The following is a 13,386-nucleotide window of genomic DNA, read 5'->3' on the forward strand; positions in this document are numbered from 1 at the left end:
GCGGGACGAGATGCGGCGTTCAGGTGTAGGTGGCCAGGCGCATGGTGGCCGTGGCGCTGTGCGCGGCCATCCCCTCGGAGTCGGAGATGACCTGGACGGCGTTCGCGAGCTCCGGCGTCGCCTCGCGCACGATGCGCTGGTAGGTGAGCGGCTTCAGGAAGCGCGACACCGACAGCCCCGCGCTGTGCTTGGCGCCGCCCGCGGTCGGGAGGACGTGGTTGGTGCCCGCCATCCCCTTGTCGGAGTAGGCGACGGTGCTCCACGGTCCGAGGAAGATCGAGCCGTAGTTGCGCAGCCGGTCGTGATACCAGTGGTCGTCGGCCGAGATGACCTCGAGGTGCTCCGGCGCCAGGTCGTCCATGAGCGCCGCCGCCGTCTCGCGGTCGTCGGCGACCGTCACCGACCCGTAGTCGCGCCAGGCGGGCCCGGCGATGGGCTCCGTCGCGAGTCCGGCGAGCTGACGGTCGACGGCGGCGATGACGGCGCGACCGTGCTCCTCCGACGTCGTCACGAGCGCGGCGGGCGAGTTCGGGCCGTGCTCGGCCTGACCGAGGAGGTCCGCCGCCACGATCTCGGGATCGGCGGTCTCGTCGGAGATGACCGCGACCTCGGACGGCCCGGCGAGCAGGTCGATGGCGACGGCGCCGAACAGCTGCCGCTTCGCCTCGGCGACGAAGGCGTTGCCCGCCCCGACGAGCATGTCGACGGGCAGCTCGCCCAGGAGTCCGTAGGCCATCGCCGCCAGCGCCTGCACGCCGCCGAGGACGAACACGCGGTCCACGCCCGACAGGTGCGCCGCGTAGACGACCGCCTCGTTCGCGCCGCCGTCCGGCTGGGGCGGCGTGCACGCGATGACCGTCGGCACGCCGGCCTCCTTGGCCACCCCCACCGTCATGAACGCGCTCGCGGTCAGGGGGAAGCGGCCGGCGGGCAGGTACGCCCCGACGCGGGAGACCGGGACGTAGCGCACCCCGGTGACGAGCCCCGGCACGAGTTCCGTCTCGAAGCCGGTCAGGTGCGAGCGCTGCTCGACCGCGAACGCGCGGGTGCGCTGCGATCCGAGCTCGATCGCCGCGCGGAGGTCGGCGGGCAGCCGGTCGCCGCTCGAGGCGATCCTGTCGGCGGAGAGCTCGACGTCTCCCCCGCCGTACCCGTCGAGCGACCGCGCGTAGTCGAGCACGGCGTCCATCCCGCGGCGCTGGATGTCCAGCAGCATGCGGGAGACCGTCTCGATCACTGCGGGATCGCGCTGTGCGGCCGGCGCGTCGACCAGCGGTGTCTTGAGGTGATGGAACGAGCCCTGAAGGCTCTCGAGGACGGCGGGAGTGAAGCGCATGCCCTCACGCTAGAGCGGCGTCTGATCCCCCACAAGGCCAGTGGTTCCGATGCGCGGCACAGGGTTTACCATTGGCACGTGACCATCGTGCAGCTGCGGGCGTTCCTGGCGGCGATGGACCTCGGATCGTTCACCGCCGCCGCCGACGAGCTCGACATCACGCAGGCCTCCGTGTCGGAGCTCATCGCCCGGCTCGAGCGCGAACTGGGTGCCGCGCTGTTCATGCGCGGCGGCCGTCGGCTCGCGCCGACCGAGGCCGCGCACGCGCTGCGGGCGCACGCCGACCAGGCGGTCGGCGCGATCGACAACGGTGTGGAATCGGTGCGCGCCCTCCGGTCGCTCGAGGGGGGCACGTGCACGTTCGGCGTGCTGCGCAACGCCGCCTATTACGACCTCGGCGATCTCGTCCAGACCTTCCACCGCCGGCATCCGCTCGTCAAGGTCCGCCTAGTGGGTCTCAACTCCGCGCTCGTGGCCAGCTCGATCGCGGCCGGCGAATTGGAGGCGGGCGTCGTCGTGCTCCCGGTCGAGGAGGCCGGTCTGCGCATCACGCCGCTGTTCCGTGACGAGGTGCTCTTCGCGTCTTCCGAGCGGAGTCCGGACGACGGCCCGCTGACCATCGCCGAGGTGACCGAGCGGAAGCTGGTGCTCTACGACGCCTACGCGGGCTGGAGCGATCCGACCCGGCGGCAGCTGCGCGCCCGCGCGCGACTGGAGGGTCTCACGCTGGATGCGGCGATCGAGGTCGAGCATGTCGAGACGGCGCTGAGCGTCGTGGCGTCCGGCGCGGCCGACACCGTCGTGTCGCGCACCATCGCCGAGGCGCCGGGCTTCCCCGACGGCATCCTGCTCACGCCGTTCGCGGAGCCGCTGTACGACACGGTCGCGCTGGTGCAGCGGGAGGGTGCGACCCTCTCGCCCGCCACGCAACGCTTGGCGGACCTCGCCCAGGAGATGCTCCGGGAGCGCGTGACCCGCCATGCCGGTCGCATCGCCGCCGCCGCGGCACCGGGGAGCGCTCAGGAGTAGAGGTCGGGTCGCCGATCGGCGAAGAGGTCGTTGTGCGGCGGCAGGCTCTTGTCTCCGGCGGGCCGGAGCGACAGCGTCGCGAACGCGGTCTCCGCGCCGGCCCCCTCGGCCGCAGGCCAGCCGTCCTCGTCGATGACGCTCGTCCCACCCGTCCAGGCGACCCCCCGCTCACTGCCGCGACGGTCCGCGATGACGGTCGCGAGCCGCGACGACCGCGCGGCCGCCATGGCCTGGATGACCTCCGGCGGGCGCTCGCCGGCGGGTCGGGGCACCAGGGGCCAGTTGACCGGCAGGGCGAGGAGGTCCGCTCCGGCGAGGGCGAGGCGGCGCGGCACCTCCGGGAACTCGTTGTCGTAGCAGATGGCCACGGCCAGCCGTCCGATCGGGGTGTCGTAGACCTCGCCCGCCCGCTCGCCCGGCGTGAAGAGCGCCGCTTCGCCGCCCCACAGGTGCGCCTTCCGGTAGTCGCCGATACGCGCGTCGCGCGTGAGCACCGCGGCCGTGTTGTAGACGGCGGTCCCATCGCGCTCGGCGTAGCCCACGACGGCGACGGCCCCCGCGGGCAGCGTGGCCGAGAGCTCGCGCCACAGCGGGTCGTCGCGGGTGACCGCGGCGGCTGCGACCTCCGCGGCGTCGTGGAAGACGTAGCCGCTGGTCGCGAGCTCGGGCAGCACGATGAGTCGCGCGCCGTCGGACCCCGCGCCGGCGAGCGCGTCGGCGATCCGCGCGACGTTGGCCGCGACCTCGCCCAGCCGGATGTCGGGCGAGATCGCGGCCACGCGCAGCGTGCGGGGCGCGCTCCGGTCGTTCAGTCGTCCTCCGTCGCGGTGACCATCACGCCGACCGGCGCCAGGTAGCCGTTCGTGTCGATCATCCAGTCGGCGTCGCGCGCGGCATCCACGACCTCGGGAGCCCACTCGAGGTAGACGCGGTCGTCGCCGCCGTTGACGACCAGGAGCTCGCCCGCGCCGTCCTCGCCGGCTTCGATGCACCGGAAGGCCCTCCAGGCGTCCACCGGCACCGAGAAGGAGTCCGAGGGTCCGAGCTCGACGGTCGCCGACGGGTCGCCGTTGAGCGTGACTTCCCAGCGGCCCGACTTGACCAGCAGTGCCTGCGTCCGGTTGTGCCGGTGCCGCAGCATCCCCTCGTCCTCCGCCGCGCGCACCCACGCCATGTTGAAGGAGTGCGGCTCGTGGATGTTCGGCACCTGCCGGCGGTCCTCGCTCATGCCGTAGCCGATCGCGAGTGCGAGCTCGGCGGCACCGCCCGGGAGGGCGGCGCACAGCAGCGCGTGACGGCTGTAGACGCGATCGGCGGGCTGGATGACGCGTCCGCGCATCTGCTCCACCGAGTAGGTCGTCAGCTCGTCGATGTACTTCTGCTGGATGGGCTTGATCAGCGCGACGTCCTCCGGCAGCACGTCGCCGGCGACGGTGTCGATGAGCTGGTTGTCGGCCGTCAGGTGCAGGCCGTACGACTCCGCCTCCTTGAGCACCGACGGCCCCCAGATGATGCCGCCGGTGACGTCGCGTCCGAGCACGGTCCAGAGGATGCCGTCGTCCGGGCCCTCGTTGGTGAATCCGCGGAAGATCCAGGTCGGGATGGAGATGATGTCTCCGTCGGTGCTGACGTATTCGCCTTGCGTGCCGTCGATGCCCCAGCGCAGGCGGAACTCGCCGCCCAGGTTGACGAACACCTCGGCGGTGAAGTGCAGGTGCAGGTTGTTCGAGATGCCGTTCGGCATTCCGGCGGCACCCGTGTTGAAGCCGTGCTCCTCGGTCAGGTTGATGACCTGACCGGCGTTCTGGGAGACCCCGCCGCCGATGAAGGCGTAGTTCTCCTTGCGGTCGGAACCGGGCGTGCGGCAGTCGATGAAGGCGGCGCGGTGCGGCGCCCAGTCCGACTTGAGGATGGTCCGCCGCTGGATTTCGGCCGCGTCGACGGTCACGTCGTGGCTGAGGTGATCGGTGCTCATGATGTGCTCTTCTTTCTTCGGTGACGCTCAGTAGATGTTCGAGAAGCCGACGGGCTCGTCGCCGCGCATGCCCGCGATCTGGGCGCGCAGGGCGATGTCGTCCCAGAGACGCACCTCCTTGACGAGCGCGCCGTTGTGGAAGGTGAACTGCGAGATGCCCAGCAGGTCGATGGGCCGTCCGGTCAGCGGCCCGTAGTTCGGCACCCCGATGTAGTCGCCCACGAACTTCCACGTGACGGCCACGCGGAGGCCCGCGTATCTGACGTCGTAGTTGGTCTGGATGTCGCGGATCTCGAACTGTCCGGCGGGGAAGGACTCGAGGAAGCGCAGCAGGGCGCGACGGTAGCCCTCCGGCCGGATCACGAGACGGTCGCCCACGGTCTGGAGCACCAGGTCGCGCAGGAAGAACTTCTCGACCTTCTGCAGGTCGCGGTCGTTCCACACGGTCTGGATCATGTCGATGACGGTCTCGACCTCGGAGCGGTGGTCGTCAGGCCGCGGACCCGAGTCGCCGCGGGCGATCGGGTCGGCGGGTGCCGGCTCGGTCCACGAACCGGTGTAGCCGCGGAAGGCCTGCGCCCGGGCGAGCTCGTCGAGATCCTCCCTACGGCGCAGTGCACCCGCGAGCGAGTCGCGCACGACCCACTCCTCGACCATGCGTCCGCGGCGATACAGGCAGTTGGCGATGGTGCGGCTGTGGTCGCCGCTGTGCAGGTCGGAGGACAGCACCAGGTGCGAACTCAGGAACGCGTCGTCTCCTCGCGCCTCCCAGATGACGTCCTCGGCCTGGCCGACGCGGTCGGGCGTCGCCGAGATGCGCATCAGCGATCCCTCGATGACCTCGTCGCGGGTGGTGGAGGTGCCGTAGGCGCCGTGGACGATGGAGTCCGGCTCGTAGTTCTCGCGGATGTAGCTGATCGACCGGTCCACCCAGATCAGATCGGTCACCTCGCGGATGAAGTCATCGGGGTCCGCGTACGGCTGGTAGGCAACCGGGTCGAGAGGCACTCGTTCGCTCCTAGTGTTCCGCGCCGCCGTTCCGACGACGCTGGGGATGTCGTGCCGTCAGTGTATGCGTATGCACAACTGCGATGCAAGAGATCGGCAGACCGCGGCCGCCGAAGTCACTCAGCGCGACGCGGCGGCGGCGAGCGTGCGGCGCTCGACGAAGGACGTCTCGTACTCGACGTGGGCGAGCGGAGCCCCGGGCTCCTCGATGCGCCGCGCCATCAGGCGAGCGGCCTCCCGGGCCATCCCGGACAGGTCGTAGGCGACCGTGGTGAGCTCGATGATCGGCCAGGCGGCCGGCGGCAGGTCGTCGAATCCGACGACGGACACATCTCGGGGGACGTCGAATCCTGCGCGCCGGGCCGCGTTCAGCGCCCCGTACGCGACGACGTCGTTTCCGCAGAAGATGAGGGTCGGCGGCGCGGGTGTCGCCAGCAGCTCGGTTGTCGCCGCATCGCCGGACGCCGTGTCATATGGCCCTCGCCGCACGTTCTCGGGCTCGAGCACGAGACCGTGCTCCGCGAGCGCCGCACGGAGCGCAAGCTCCCGGGACTGTGCCGTGCTGGTGTTGCTGGGGCCGAGTACGGCACCGATGCGCCGGTGACCGAGCTCGACGGCGCGCGCCACCGCTTCGCCCAGACCGCGCGCGGGCGCGACGACGGTGGCGTCGGCGTCGACGTAGGCCGCCGTGCGGTTGAAGTAGACGAAGGGCAGGCTGCGGTCGCGCAGGCGCAGGGGCGCGACGGAGTCCACCGTAGTGGTGGCCAGGATCACGCCGTCCAGACCGTTCGCGATGAGGCGTTCGGCCACCGTCTCGTTGTCGGCCGTCTCGGTGTGGAGCATCAGCTGATAGCCCATGCCCTCGAGCTCGTCGTGGACCGGCGCGATGATGTTCGAGTAGAACTGGTTCTTCAGATCCGTCACCAGCAGCCCGATGCGGCGGGTGCGGCCGGAGGACAGGGCGCGGCCCGCCTCGCTGGGCACGTAGCCCAGCAGCACGGCCGCATCGCGCACGCGCTTCTTGGTGTCCTCCGACACCCGCGGATCATCGCGCAGCGCGCGCGACACCGTGGGCTGCGACACCCCCGCGAGCCGCGCGACGTCTCTGCTGGTGACAGCCATCGCACCCCCTCGGCCCACTCCGTCAGGCGAAGTCTAGCGGACGGGTTGCTCTGGCATGCATACGAAGTCATAATGTCTACATACGTATGTACGAAAGGGACACTGATGCCTCGATTCCTCAAGAGCGCGCCGACGAAATCGTTCACCGACACCACCCAGGCCGACGTCGCCACACGGGTCGGCGCGATCATCTCGGACATCCGGTCGAACGGCGATGACGCCGTGCGCCGCTACGCCGAGGAGTTCGACCGCTGGACCGAGCCGTTCCGGCTCGACGACGCGCGGGTCGCGGAGATCATGGCGACGCTCGACCAGCAGGTGATCGACGACATCGTGTTCGTTCAGGAGCAGGTCCGCCGCTTCGCCCAGGCCCAGCGCGACTCGCTGGTCGACATCGAGGTCGAGACCCTGCCCGGCGTCCACCTCGGACAGAAGCACGTTCCCGTGCAGGCCGCCGGCGCGTACATCCCGGGCGGGAAGTACCCACTGACGGCCTCCGCGCACATGACGATCATCACCGCCAAGGTGGCCGGTGTGCCCCGAGTCGTCGCCTGCACCCCGCCCATCCGCGGCGAGATCCCCGCGGCGACCGTGGCGGCGATGAAGCTCGCGGGAGCGGACGAGATCTACATCCTCGGCGGCGTGCAGGCCGTGACCGCCATGGCCGTCGGCACCGAGACCATCGCGCCGGTGAACATGATCGCCGGTCCCGGCAACGCGTACGTCGCGGAGGCCAAGCGCCAGCTCTTCGGCGAGGTCGGCATCGATCTGTTCGCCGGACCGACCGAGATCCTCATCGTGGCCGACGACGACGCCGACCCGTTCCTCACCGCCGTCGACCTGCTGTCGCAGGCCGAGCACGGCCCGGAGTCGCCCGCCGTGCTCATCACCACGTCGGAGGCGCTGGGCCACCGGGTCATGCAGCACATCGAGCAGCTGCTGCCGGGCATGTCCACCCGCGACTACGCGGGGCCGGCCTGGCGCGACTGGGGTCAGGTGATCGTGGTGGAAGACCTCGACGAGGCCTACGCGCTCGCCGACGACTTCGCGTTCGAGCACGTGCAGATCTTCACCGCCGAGCCGCGCGCCGCGCTGAAGAAGATGCACGACTACGGCGCGCTCTTCCTCGGCGAGAACACCTGCGTCTCCTACGGCGACAAGGTCATCGGTACCAACCACGTGCTGCCGACGCTGGGCGCCGCCCGCTACACGGGCGGCCTCTGGGTCGGGAAGTATCTCCGCACCGTCACCTACCAGGAGATCACCGACACGGCCTCGTCCGCCATGCTCGGCGAGGTGTGCGGCCGGGCCGCACGGGTGGAGCTGTTCGAGGGTCACGCCCGTTCGGGCGATGTGCGGTCGTGGCGGCATGGCGGGACGCAGCACGACTGGATCGCGCAGAGCGAGGGCGCCGGCGCCGGAACGCCGTCGCGGTGAGCGACCTCGGCGGTCGCGTCGCCCTCGTCACCGGCGGCGGCAGCGGACTGGGTGCGGCGATCGCGACCGCGCTCCATGCCGCAGGCGCGGACGTCGTGGTGGTCGGGCGCGACGCATCGAAGCTCGCCGGCATCGTCGAGCGGCTGGGGCACCGTGCGCGTGCGGCGGCGTGCGACGTCTCCGACCCGTCGTCGGTCGATCGGCTCCGCAAGGAGCTCGAGGGCACCGAGGTGTCGATCCTGGTGAACAACGCGGGGATCGCGGGACCGGTCGCCGCCCTCACCGACATCTCGGTCGAGGAGTGGGACGAGGTCTTCGACATCAACGTGCGCGGCACGTTCCTCATGTGCCGCGCCTTCCTCCCCGGCATGACGGCGCGGGGATCCGGCGACGTCATCAACATCGCCTCGGTGTCGGGCAAGCGCCCGCTCGCCCATCGCACGCCGTACACCGCCTCCAAGATGGCGGTGATCGGGCTGACCTCGACCCTCGCGTTCGAGGTCGGGCCGTCGGGGGTCACCGTGAACACCCTCTCCCCCGGTCCCGTGTCGGGGCCGCGGATGGAGCGCAACTTCCGGCTGGAGGCGGAGCGCTCGGGCGGCTCGGTGGCCGACGCGGAGGAGGCGTTCGTCTCGCGATCCGCCCTCCGGCGCATGGTCACGGAGGAGGAGGTGGGCGCGGCGGTCGTCGCGATGCTGGCGATGCCCGGCATGTGCGGGGCCGACGTCGACCTGTCGGCCGGGATGATCGCGTGACGCGCCCGTCTCTCCGCTCCCGCGCCCTCGCCGGTGAGCGCCTGGTGGGTGTCCTGCTGCGGATGCCGGCCGAGGAACTCGTCGAGATGGCCGCCGTCGCGGGCTTCGACTTCGTGCTGGTGGACTGCGAGCACGGCCCCGCCGATCTGATCCCCCTGCGCCAGCACATCGCCGCCGCGGCCCTGCACGAGGTGCCGGTGATCGTGCGGATCGGCGAGGGCGACACCGGCATGATCCTCCGGGCGCTCGACCAGGGAGCGGAGGGCATCCTCGCGCCTCACCTCGACGATGCGGCACAGGCCGCCGCCCTCGTCTCCGCGGCGCACTACCCGCCCGTCGGCACCCGCGGATTCGCGACCTACAGCCGAGCGGGCCGCTTCGGCCAGGTGCCGGCATCCGAGCATCGCGAGCGCTTCCTCGCCGACACCCTCGTGCTGGGCATGATCGAATCGCCCGCCGGCGCGGCGAACGCCGCCGCCATCATCGGCACCCCCGGTCTCGACGGCATCATGATCGGCCCCGCGGATCTGGCTGCCTCCTCGGGCCCGGACGATCCGTCGCCCGCCGAGTCCACCGCCCGCGTCAACGCGGCACTGGCGGACGCCGGACGGCTGCGCATGGACATCGTCGGCACGCCCGACGCCGCACGTGCGGCCTTCGATGACGGCGCCGGACTCGTCGTCTACAACCTCGCCCACTCGCTGATGGAGCACTTCCGCGCGCTGCGCGGCGCGCGGGAGTGAGTGCGACGCGCGAGAGTGCGCGCTTCGCGCGGACCTGAGCGCAACGCGCCGGATCAGCGCGCCCGTCCGTCGAGGTCAGCCCAGCCGGGCGCGGAACGCGCTGACGAGCGCCCCGACCTCGCCGGGGCGCTCGAGCGGGAGGAGGTGGCCGGCGTCCACTGCCACGACACGGGCGCCGGGAAGCTCGGCGGCGATCTCCGTGTGGAACGTCGGCAGGCAGATCGCGTCCGCCGTGCCCGAGACGACGAGCGCCGGCACGGCGACGCTCGGCAGCCGCGCGAGGAGGTCGCGACGGGTGGACTGCAGGAGGAGCTGTGCGCGCAGCATCCGCTCGCCCGTCTCCTCCCCCATCGCCAGCGCTCTCGTCACGAGGTCAGGGCGAGCGAGCCCCTCGGCGGACAGCAGCGCCGGCAGGATCGACCGCTGGAGCTCCTCCGCCGTCGCTCCGTCGTCGAGCCGCTGCCGCCACTCCCGCCATCCCGCCTGCTGGGCATCCGTCGGCGCCTTGGCGTTGGTGGAGACGAGGCACAGCCCGGCGACGCGCTCCGGAGCGCGGACCGCGAGCTCCATCGCGACGATCGCCCCGAGCGACAGCCCGCCCAGGACGAAGCGCTCGGGCAGGGTGTCGCTGAGATGCGCGACCTGCTCGTCCATCGTCGGCCGGTCGAGCACCGGCGTGAGGGCGTCGTCGAGCCCGCATCCGGTCCACAGGTCGGCGGTGCAGTTCATCCCCGCCAGCAGGACGAGCGGGAGTCCTCTCACGTCAGCCCTTGACGGCGCCGTCGCTGAGGCCCGCCACGAGGTACTTCTGCGCGATGAAGGCGATGAGGATCACGGGGATCGTGAGGAGCATGGATGCTGCGCCGGCCTGCTGCAGCATCGGCAGCGTCTGCCCGAGCTGCGTGGCGATGAAGACCGGCACGGTCTTGGACGACGTGTCGGTGAGGACGAGGGCCGTCAGGTACTCCTGGAACGCGAACAGGAACACGAAGATGCCGGCGGTGAGAATGCCCGGACCCATGAGCGGGATCATGACGCGGCGCAGCATCCCGATGCGGGTGCAGCCGTCGATCATCGCCGCCTCGTCCAGCTCACGCGGGATCTCGGCGAAGAAGTTGCGCAGCAGCCAGATGGTGAACGGCTGGTTGATCGCGACCAGGGCGATCGCCAGCGCGAAGGTGGTGTCGTAGATGCCCAGCGCGCGGCTGATGTCGTACATCGGGAGCACGACGGCGAAGCGCGGGAGAGCGCGGAAGACGAGCGCCAGCACCAGCAGGAGGGCCGAGATGTAGCTCGGGAACCGGGAGAGGGCGTAGGCCGCCGGGATGCCGATCACCAGGGCGATCACGGTGGAGATCACTGCGACGGCGAGCGTGTTGACGAGGTAGTCGGCGAAGTACGTGGTCTGCCACAGGTCGACGAACGCCTTGAAGGTCGGCTCGTAGCCGAAGAGCACCGGCGGGTTCGCGAAGGCGACGTCGGTGGGCTTCGTCACCGAGAGCGTCATCCAGATGAACGGGCTGAGCATGAGCACGCACAGCAGTCCGAGGAGGGTGCCGGTGAGGGCCCGCACACCGCGTCCGGCCCGGGGGCGACGGTTCTTCCCCTTGAGGTCGCCCGTGGTGATGGCCCGCGTCGACAGGGTCTCGGTGGTGAGGGTCATCGCGCGGCCTTCGCTTCCTTGAAGATCCCTCGGATGAAGGGGATGAGCATGACGAGGATGAGCAGGATGGTCAGGACGTTGATCGCGCTGCCGAGGCCGAGCTCGTTCGCCCCGTTGGCGAAGGCCACCGAGTAGACGTAGAGCATGATCGACTCGTTGCCGATCGTCTCCGCCTGCGGCGACAGGGGTATCAGGACGTCGAAGAGGCGCAGCACGTCCATGATCGAGATGAGCGTGACGAAGCCGAGCACTCCGCGGATGGTCGGGATGATCACGCTGAGATGCGTCTGGAAGGCGTTCGCCCCATCGATGCGGGCCGCCTCGCGCAGCTCGACCGGCACGCCCTGCAGCCCCGCGAGGATGATGAGCATCGCGAACGGGAGCATCTGCCAGACCGTGTTGGCGATGACGAGGATGGCGTTGGGGACCTGGTCGGTGAACCACAGCACCTGGGTGCCGCCGAGGAGTCCGATGAAGCGGTTCACGACGCCGCCGAAGTTGTCGTCGAACAGCCAGGAGAAGGCGACGGCCCCGACGAGGTTCGGCAGCACGTACGACACGAGCATGATGCCGAGCACCAGCGGCCGTGTGAGCCGGAGAGTGTTGACCGCGGTGGCGATGAGATAGCCGAAGACGATGAGGATGGCGGTGGTGACCACCGTGACAGCCACCGTGAAGATCACGGCCCGGTGGAACCGGGGGTCGGTGAGGGCGTCGGTGAAGTTCGCCAGCCCGACGAACGTGCCGGGCGTGCCGTACCGGACGTTCTCGAAGCTCCACTGGACGGTGCGCGCCAGGGGGAGGATGAGCAGGGCGCTCATGATCAGCAGGCTGGGGGAAAACAGCAGCCAGAATTCGCGTGCCTTCATCGGAGCGATTCCCTTCGATCGACGACTGCGGCCTGTGCCGGACGGCACAGGCCGCAGTCGTTCGGTTCACCGGTGGGTGGATGGGGTGGGCGTCAGCCCGCGACCTTCTCCGCGGCGGCCTGCATCTGCGCCAGACCGTCGTCGACCGTCAGGTTGCCCGCCAGGACCTGCGCCAGGATCGGCGTGATCTCGTTGCTGACCGGGGCCAGTACCGGCGACACGACCGGAGGCATGGTGCCGGCGATCGAGTCGTTGGCCGCCTGCCCGTAGGGCGAGTTCTCCGGGGTCATCATGCCCTCCCGGGCCGGGTAGGCCGCCGGTACGGATGCCTTCGACGCGTCCTCGCTGACCGCCGAGGCCATCATCACGAAGAGCATGTCGGGATCCAGCTTCGTGTTGAAGGGGATCGACCATCCGTCGATGGAGAGGCGGTTGTACAGGTACTCCGCGTCGGACGAGACCTTCGGCGGCGCCGCGAAGGCGAACGAGTCCGAGAGCTTGCTGTTCGCGGCATCCGTCAGGTCGCTCATGCGGCCGGAGAACATGATCGACATCGCCGCGGTGTTGTTGTACATCTGCTGCTGCACCTTGGGCTGGTCGAACGTCGTGACCTGCGGGTCCATGTAGGGCTGCAGGCTCTGCATGGCCTCGAGCGCCTGCTTGCCCTGCGGGGTGTCGAGGGTGACCTCGCCGTCGGAGGTGGTGAAGTCGGCGCCGAGGGAGTTCATGACGGCCTGGAAGCTGGTGGCGACGTCGGATGTGGCGAGCCACGGCAGGGCGATCGGGTACTCCATCTTGCCCGCGGCCTTGATGGCCTCGGCGGCGGTGATCATGTCGTCGAAGGTCTTCGGCACCTCGAGCCCCAGCTCGTCGAAGATGTCGGACCGGTAGGCCATGATGAACATCTGCGCCTGCATCGGCAGGGCGTAGAGCTTCCCGTCGTACGACATGCCCGTGCGCATCGACTCGCTGATGTCGTCGAGTTTGTAGTCCGCCGCGTACTTGGCGAAGAGGTCGTCCAGCGGCATCAGCTTCTGGTCGTTCGCGAGGCTCGGGATGACGTAGCCGTACGTCTCGACGATGTCGTAGCTGCCGGTGTCGCCGGCCAGGGTCGCCGTCGTCTTGGTGACCTGGCCGCCGAAGTCGATCGGGTCGTGCTTGACGGTGACGTCGCCCTTCGTGCAGCTCGACACCATCGTGTCGGTGAAGGGGTCGATCGCGGAGGAGTTGTAGGCGAGCACGTTGACGGTGGTCGCGGATTCGGGTGCGGTGTAGTCGCAGGTGACGGAGGTGGCATTCTCGTTGCCGGTGCGGCTGCCGGCGCCGCAGGCGGTGAGAGCGAATGCACCCACGGCCGCCATGGCGACAAGGGAGATGACGCGCTTCTTGGTAGATGACATGGCCACAGAGTATACGTATGCATTCGGGTTAGGGAAGCCTAAAAACGGG

Annotated in this window: 13 protein-coding genes; 4 read left to right on the forward strand and 9 right to left on the reverse strand. The window is 70.1% G+C overall.

Annotation, left to right across the window (positions count from 1 at the left end; translation table 11 throughout):
- Nucleotides 1–19 precede the first annotated feature (19 nt).
- On the reverse strand, nucleotides 20–1,336 hold the full coding sequence (gene hisD, locus ABC304_RS15625; protein WP_412932084.1) for a histidinol dehydrogenase: 1,317 nt from the start codon (nucleotides 1,334–1,336) through the stop codon (nucleotides 20–22).
- A gap of 78 nt (nucleotides 1,337–1,414) precedes the next feature.
- Between hisD (ABC304_RS15625) and ABC304_RS15630 the strand changes: the two genes are divergently transcribed.
- Entirely contained in the window at nucleotides 1,415–2,365 is a 951-nt protein-coding gene (locus tag ABC304_RS15630; protein WP_412932086.1) for a LysR family transcriptional regulator, read from the forward strand.
- Here the strand turns inward: ABC304_RS15630 and ABC304_RS15635 are convergent.
- The 4 genes from ABC304_RS15635 to ABC304_RS15650 form a co-directional block, all read right to left on the reverse strand.
- Nucleotides 2,356–3,144: a nitrilase-related carbon-nitrogen hydrolase gene (locus ABC304_RS15635; protein WP_412932087.1), complete on the reverse strand. Its 789-nt coding sequence runs from the start codon at nucleotides 3,142–3,144 to the stop codon at nucleotides 2,356–2,358. The two genes, ABC304_RS15630 and ABC304_RS15635, sit on opposite strands and share 10 nt — an antisense overlap.
- Before the next feature lie 29 nt (nucleotides 3,145–3,173).
- Nucleotides 3,174–4,340: a hypothetical protein gene (locus ABC304_RS15640; RefSeq protein WP_412932089.1), complete on the reverse strand. Its 1,167-nt coding sequence runs from the start codon at nucleotides 4,338–4,340 to the stop codon at nucleotides 3,174–3,176.
- A gap of 27 nt (nucleotides 4,341–4,367) precedes the next feature.
- Nucleotides 4,368–5,348: a nuclear transport factor 2 family protein gene (locus tag ABC304_RS15645; RefSeq protein ID WP_412932091.1), complete on the reverse strand. Its 981-nt coding sequence runs from the start codon at nucleotides 5,346–5,348 to the stop codon at nucleotides 4,368–4,370.
- Nucleotides 5,349–5,468: 120 nt separating this feature from the next.
- Complete coding sequence (locus ABC304_RS15650; protein WP_412932093.1) at nucleotides 5,469–6,470, reverse strand: LacI family DNA-binding transcriptional regulator; 1,002 nt, start codon at nucleotides 6,468–6,470, stop codon at nucleotides 5,469–5,471.
- A 105-nt stretch (nucleotides 6,471–6,575) separates the two neighbouring features.
- Here ABC304_RS15650 and hisD (ABC304_RS15655) point away from each other — a divergent pair, with 105 nt between their 5' ends.
- The 3 genes from hisD (ABC304_RS15655) to ABC304_RS15665 are packed head-to-tail and all read left to right on the forward strand — an operon-like array spanning nucleotide 6,576 to nucleotide 9,405.
- On the forward strand, nucleotides 6,576–7,907 hold the full coding sequence (gene hisD, locus ABC304_RS15655; RefSeq protein WP_412932095.1) for a histidinol dehydrogenase: 1,332 nt from the start codon (nucleotides 6,576–6,578) through the stop codon (nucleotides 7,905–7,907).
- Nucleotides 7,904–8,662 carry an SDR family NAD(P)-dependent oxidoreductase gene (locus tag ABC304_RS15660; protein ID WP_412932097.1) on the forward strand — a complete coding sequence of 253 codons (759 nt, stop codon included), beginning with the start codon at nucleotides 7,904–7,906 and terminating at the stop codon, nucleotides 8,660–8,662. The genes hisD (ABC304_RS15655) and ABC304_RS15660 overlap by 4 nt, the downstream gene beginning before the upstream one ends.
- Entirely contained in the window at nucleotides 8,659–9,405 is a 747-nt protein-coding gene (locus ABC304_RS15665) for an HpcH/HpaI aldolase family protein (protein WP_412932098.1), read from the forward strand. The genes ABC304_RS15660 and ABC304_RS15665 overlap by 4 nt, the downstream gene beginning before the upstream one ends.
- A gap of 75 nt (nucleotides 9,406–9,480) precedes the next feature.
- Here ABC304_RS15665 and ABC304_RS15670 read toward each other — a convergent pair whose 3' ends face one another.
- The 4 genes from ABC304_RS15670 to ABC304_RS15685 all read right to left on the reverse strand — a co-directional run bounded on the left by ABC304_RS15670 (nucleotide 9,481) and on the right by ABC304_RS15685 (nucleotide 13,337).
- Complete coding sequence (locus ABC304_RS15670) at nucleotides 9,481–10,167, reverse strand: alpha/beta fold hydrolase (protein WP_412932099.1); 687 nt, start codon at nucleotides 10,165–10,167, stop codon at nucleotides 9,481–9,483.
- 1 nt (nucleotide 10,168) lies between these two features.
- On the reverse strand, nucleotides 10,169–11,068 hold the full coding sequence (locus tag ABC304_RS15675; RefSeq protein WP_412932100.1) for a carbohydrate ABC transporter permease: 900 nt from the start codon (nucleotides 11,066–11,068) through the stop codon (nucleotides 10,169–10,171).
- Nucleotides 11,065–11,937 (reverse strand): carbohydrate ABC transporter permease, encoded by an 873-nt coding sequence (locus ABC304_RS15680; protein ID WP_412932101.1) that lies wholly within the window; start codon nucleotides 11,935–11,937, stop codon nucleotides 11,065–11,067. Before ABC304_RS15680 ends, ABC304_RS15675 begins: the two co-directional genes overlap by 4 nt.
- 92 nt (nucleotides 11,938–12,029) lie before the next feature.
- Nucleotides 12,030–13,337, reverse strand: a complete 1,308-nt coding sequence (locus ABC304_RS15685; RefSeq protein ID WP_412932102.1) for an ABC transporter substrate-binding protein — start codon at nucleotides 13,335–13,337, stop codon at nucleotides 12,030–12,032.
- Nucleotides 13,338–13,386: the final 49 nt, after the last annotated feature.

Origin of the sequence: Microbacterium jepli (assembly GCF_047237905.1) — a bacterium.
Lineage (GTDB): Bacteria > Actinomycetota > Actinomycetes > Actinomycetales > Microbacteriaceae > Microbacterium.

Excerpts from the sequence above, each read along its gene's own strand:
- hisD (WP_412932084.1), bottom strand. The coding sequence starts at position 1,336 with ATGCGCTTCACTCCCGCCGTCCTCGAGAGCCTTCAGGGCTCGTTCCAT.
- ABC304_RS15640 (WP_412932089.1), bottom strand. The coding sequence starts at position 4,340 with ATGAGCACCGATCACCTCAGCCACGACGTGACCGTCGACGCGGCCGAA.
- ABC304_RS15650 (WP_412932093.1), bottom strand. The coding sequence starts at position 6,470 with ATGGCTGTCACCAGCAGAGACGTCGCGCGGCTCGCGGGGGTGTCGCAG.
- hisD (WP_412932095.1), top strand. The coding sequence starts at position 6,576 with ATGCCTCGATTCCTCAAGAGCGCGCCGACGAAATCGTTCACCGACACC.
- ABC304_RS15675 (WP_412932100.1), bottom strand. The coding sequence starts at position 11,068 with ATGACCCTCACCACCGAGACCCTGTCGACGCGGGCCATCACCACGGGC.
- ABC304_RS15680 (WP_412932101.1), bottom strand. The coding sequence starts at position 11,937 with ATGAAGGCACGCGAATTCTGGCTGCTGTTTTCCCCCAGCCTGCTGATC.
- ABC304_RS15685 (WP_412932102.1), bottom strand. The coding sequence starts at position 13,337 with ATGTCATCTACCAAGAAGCGCGTCATCTCCCTTGTCGCCATGGCGGCC.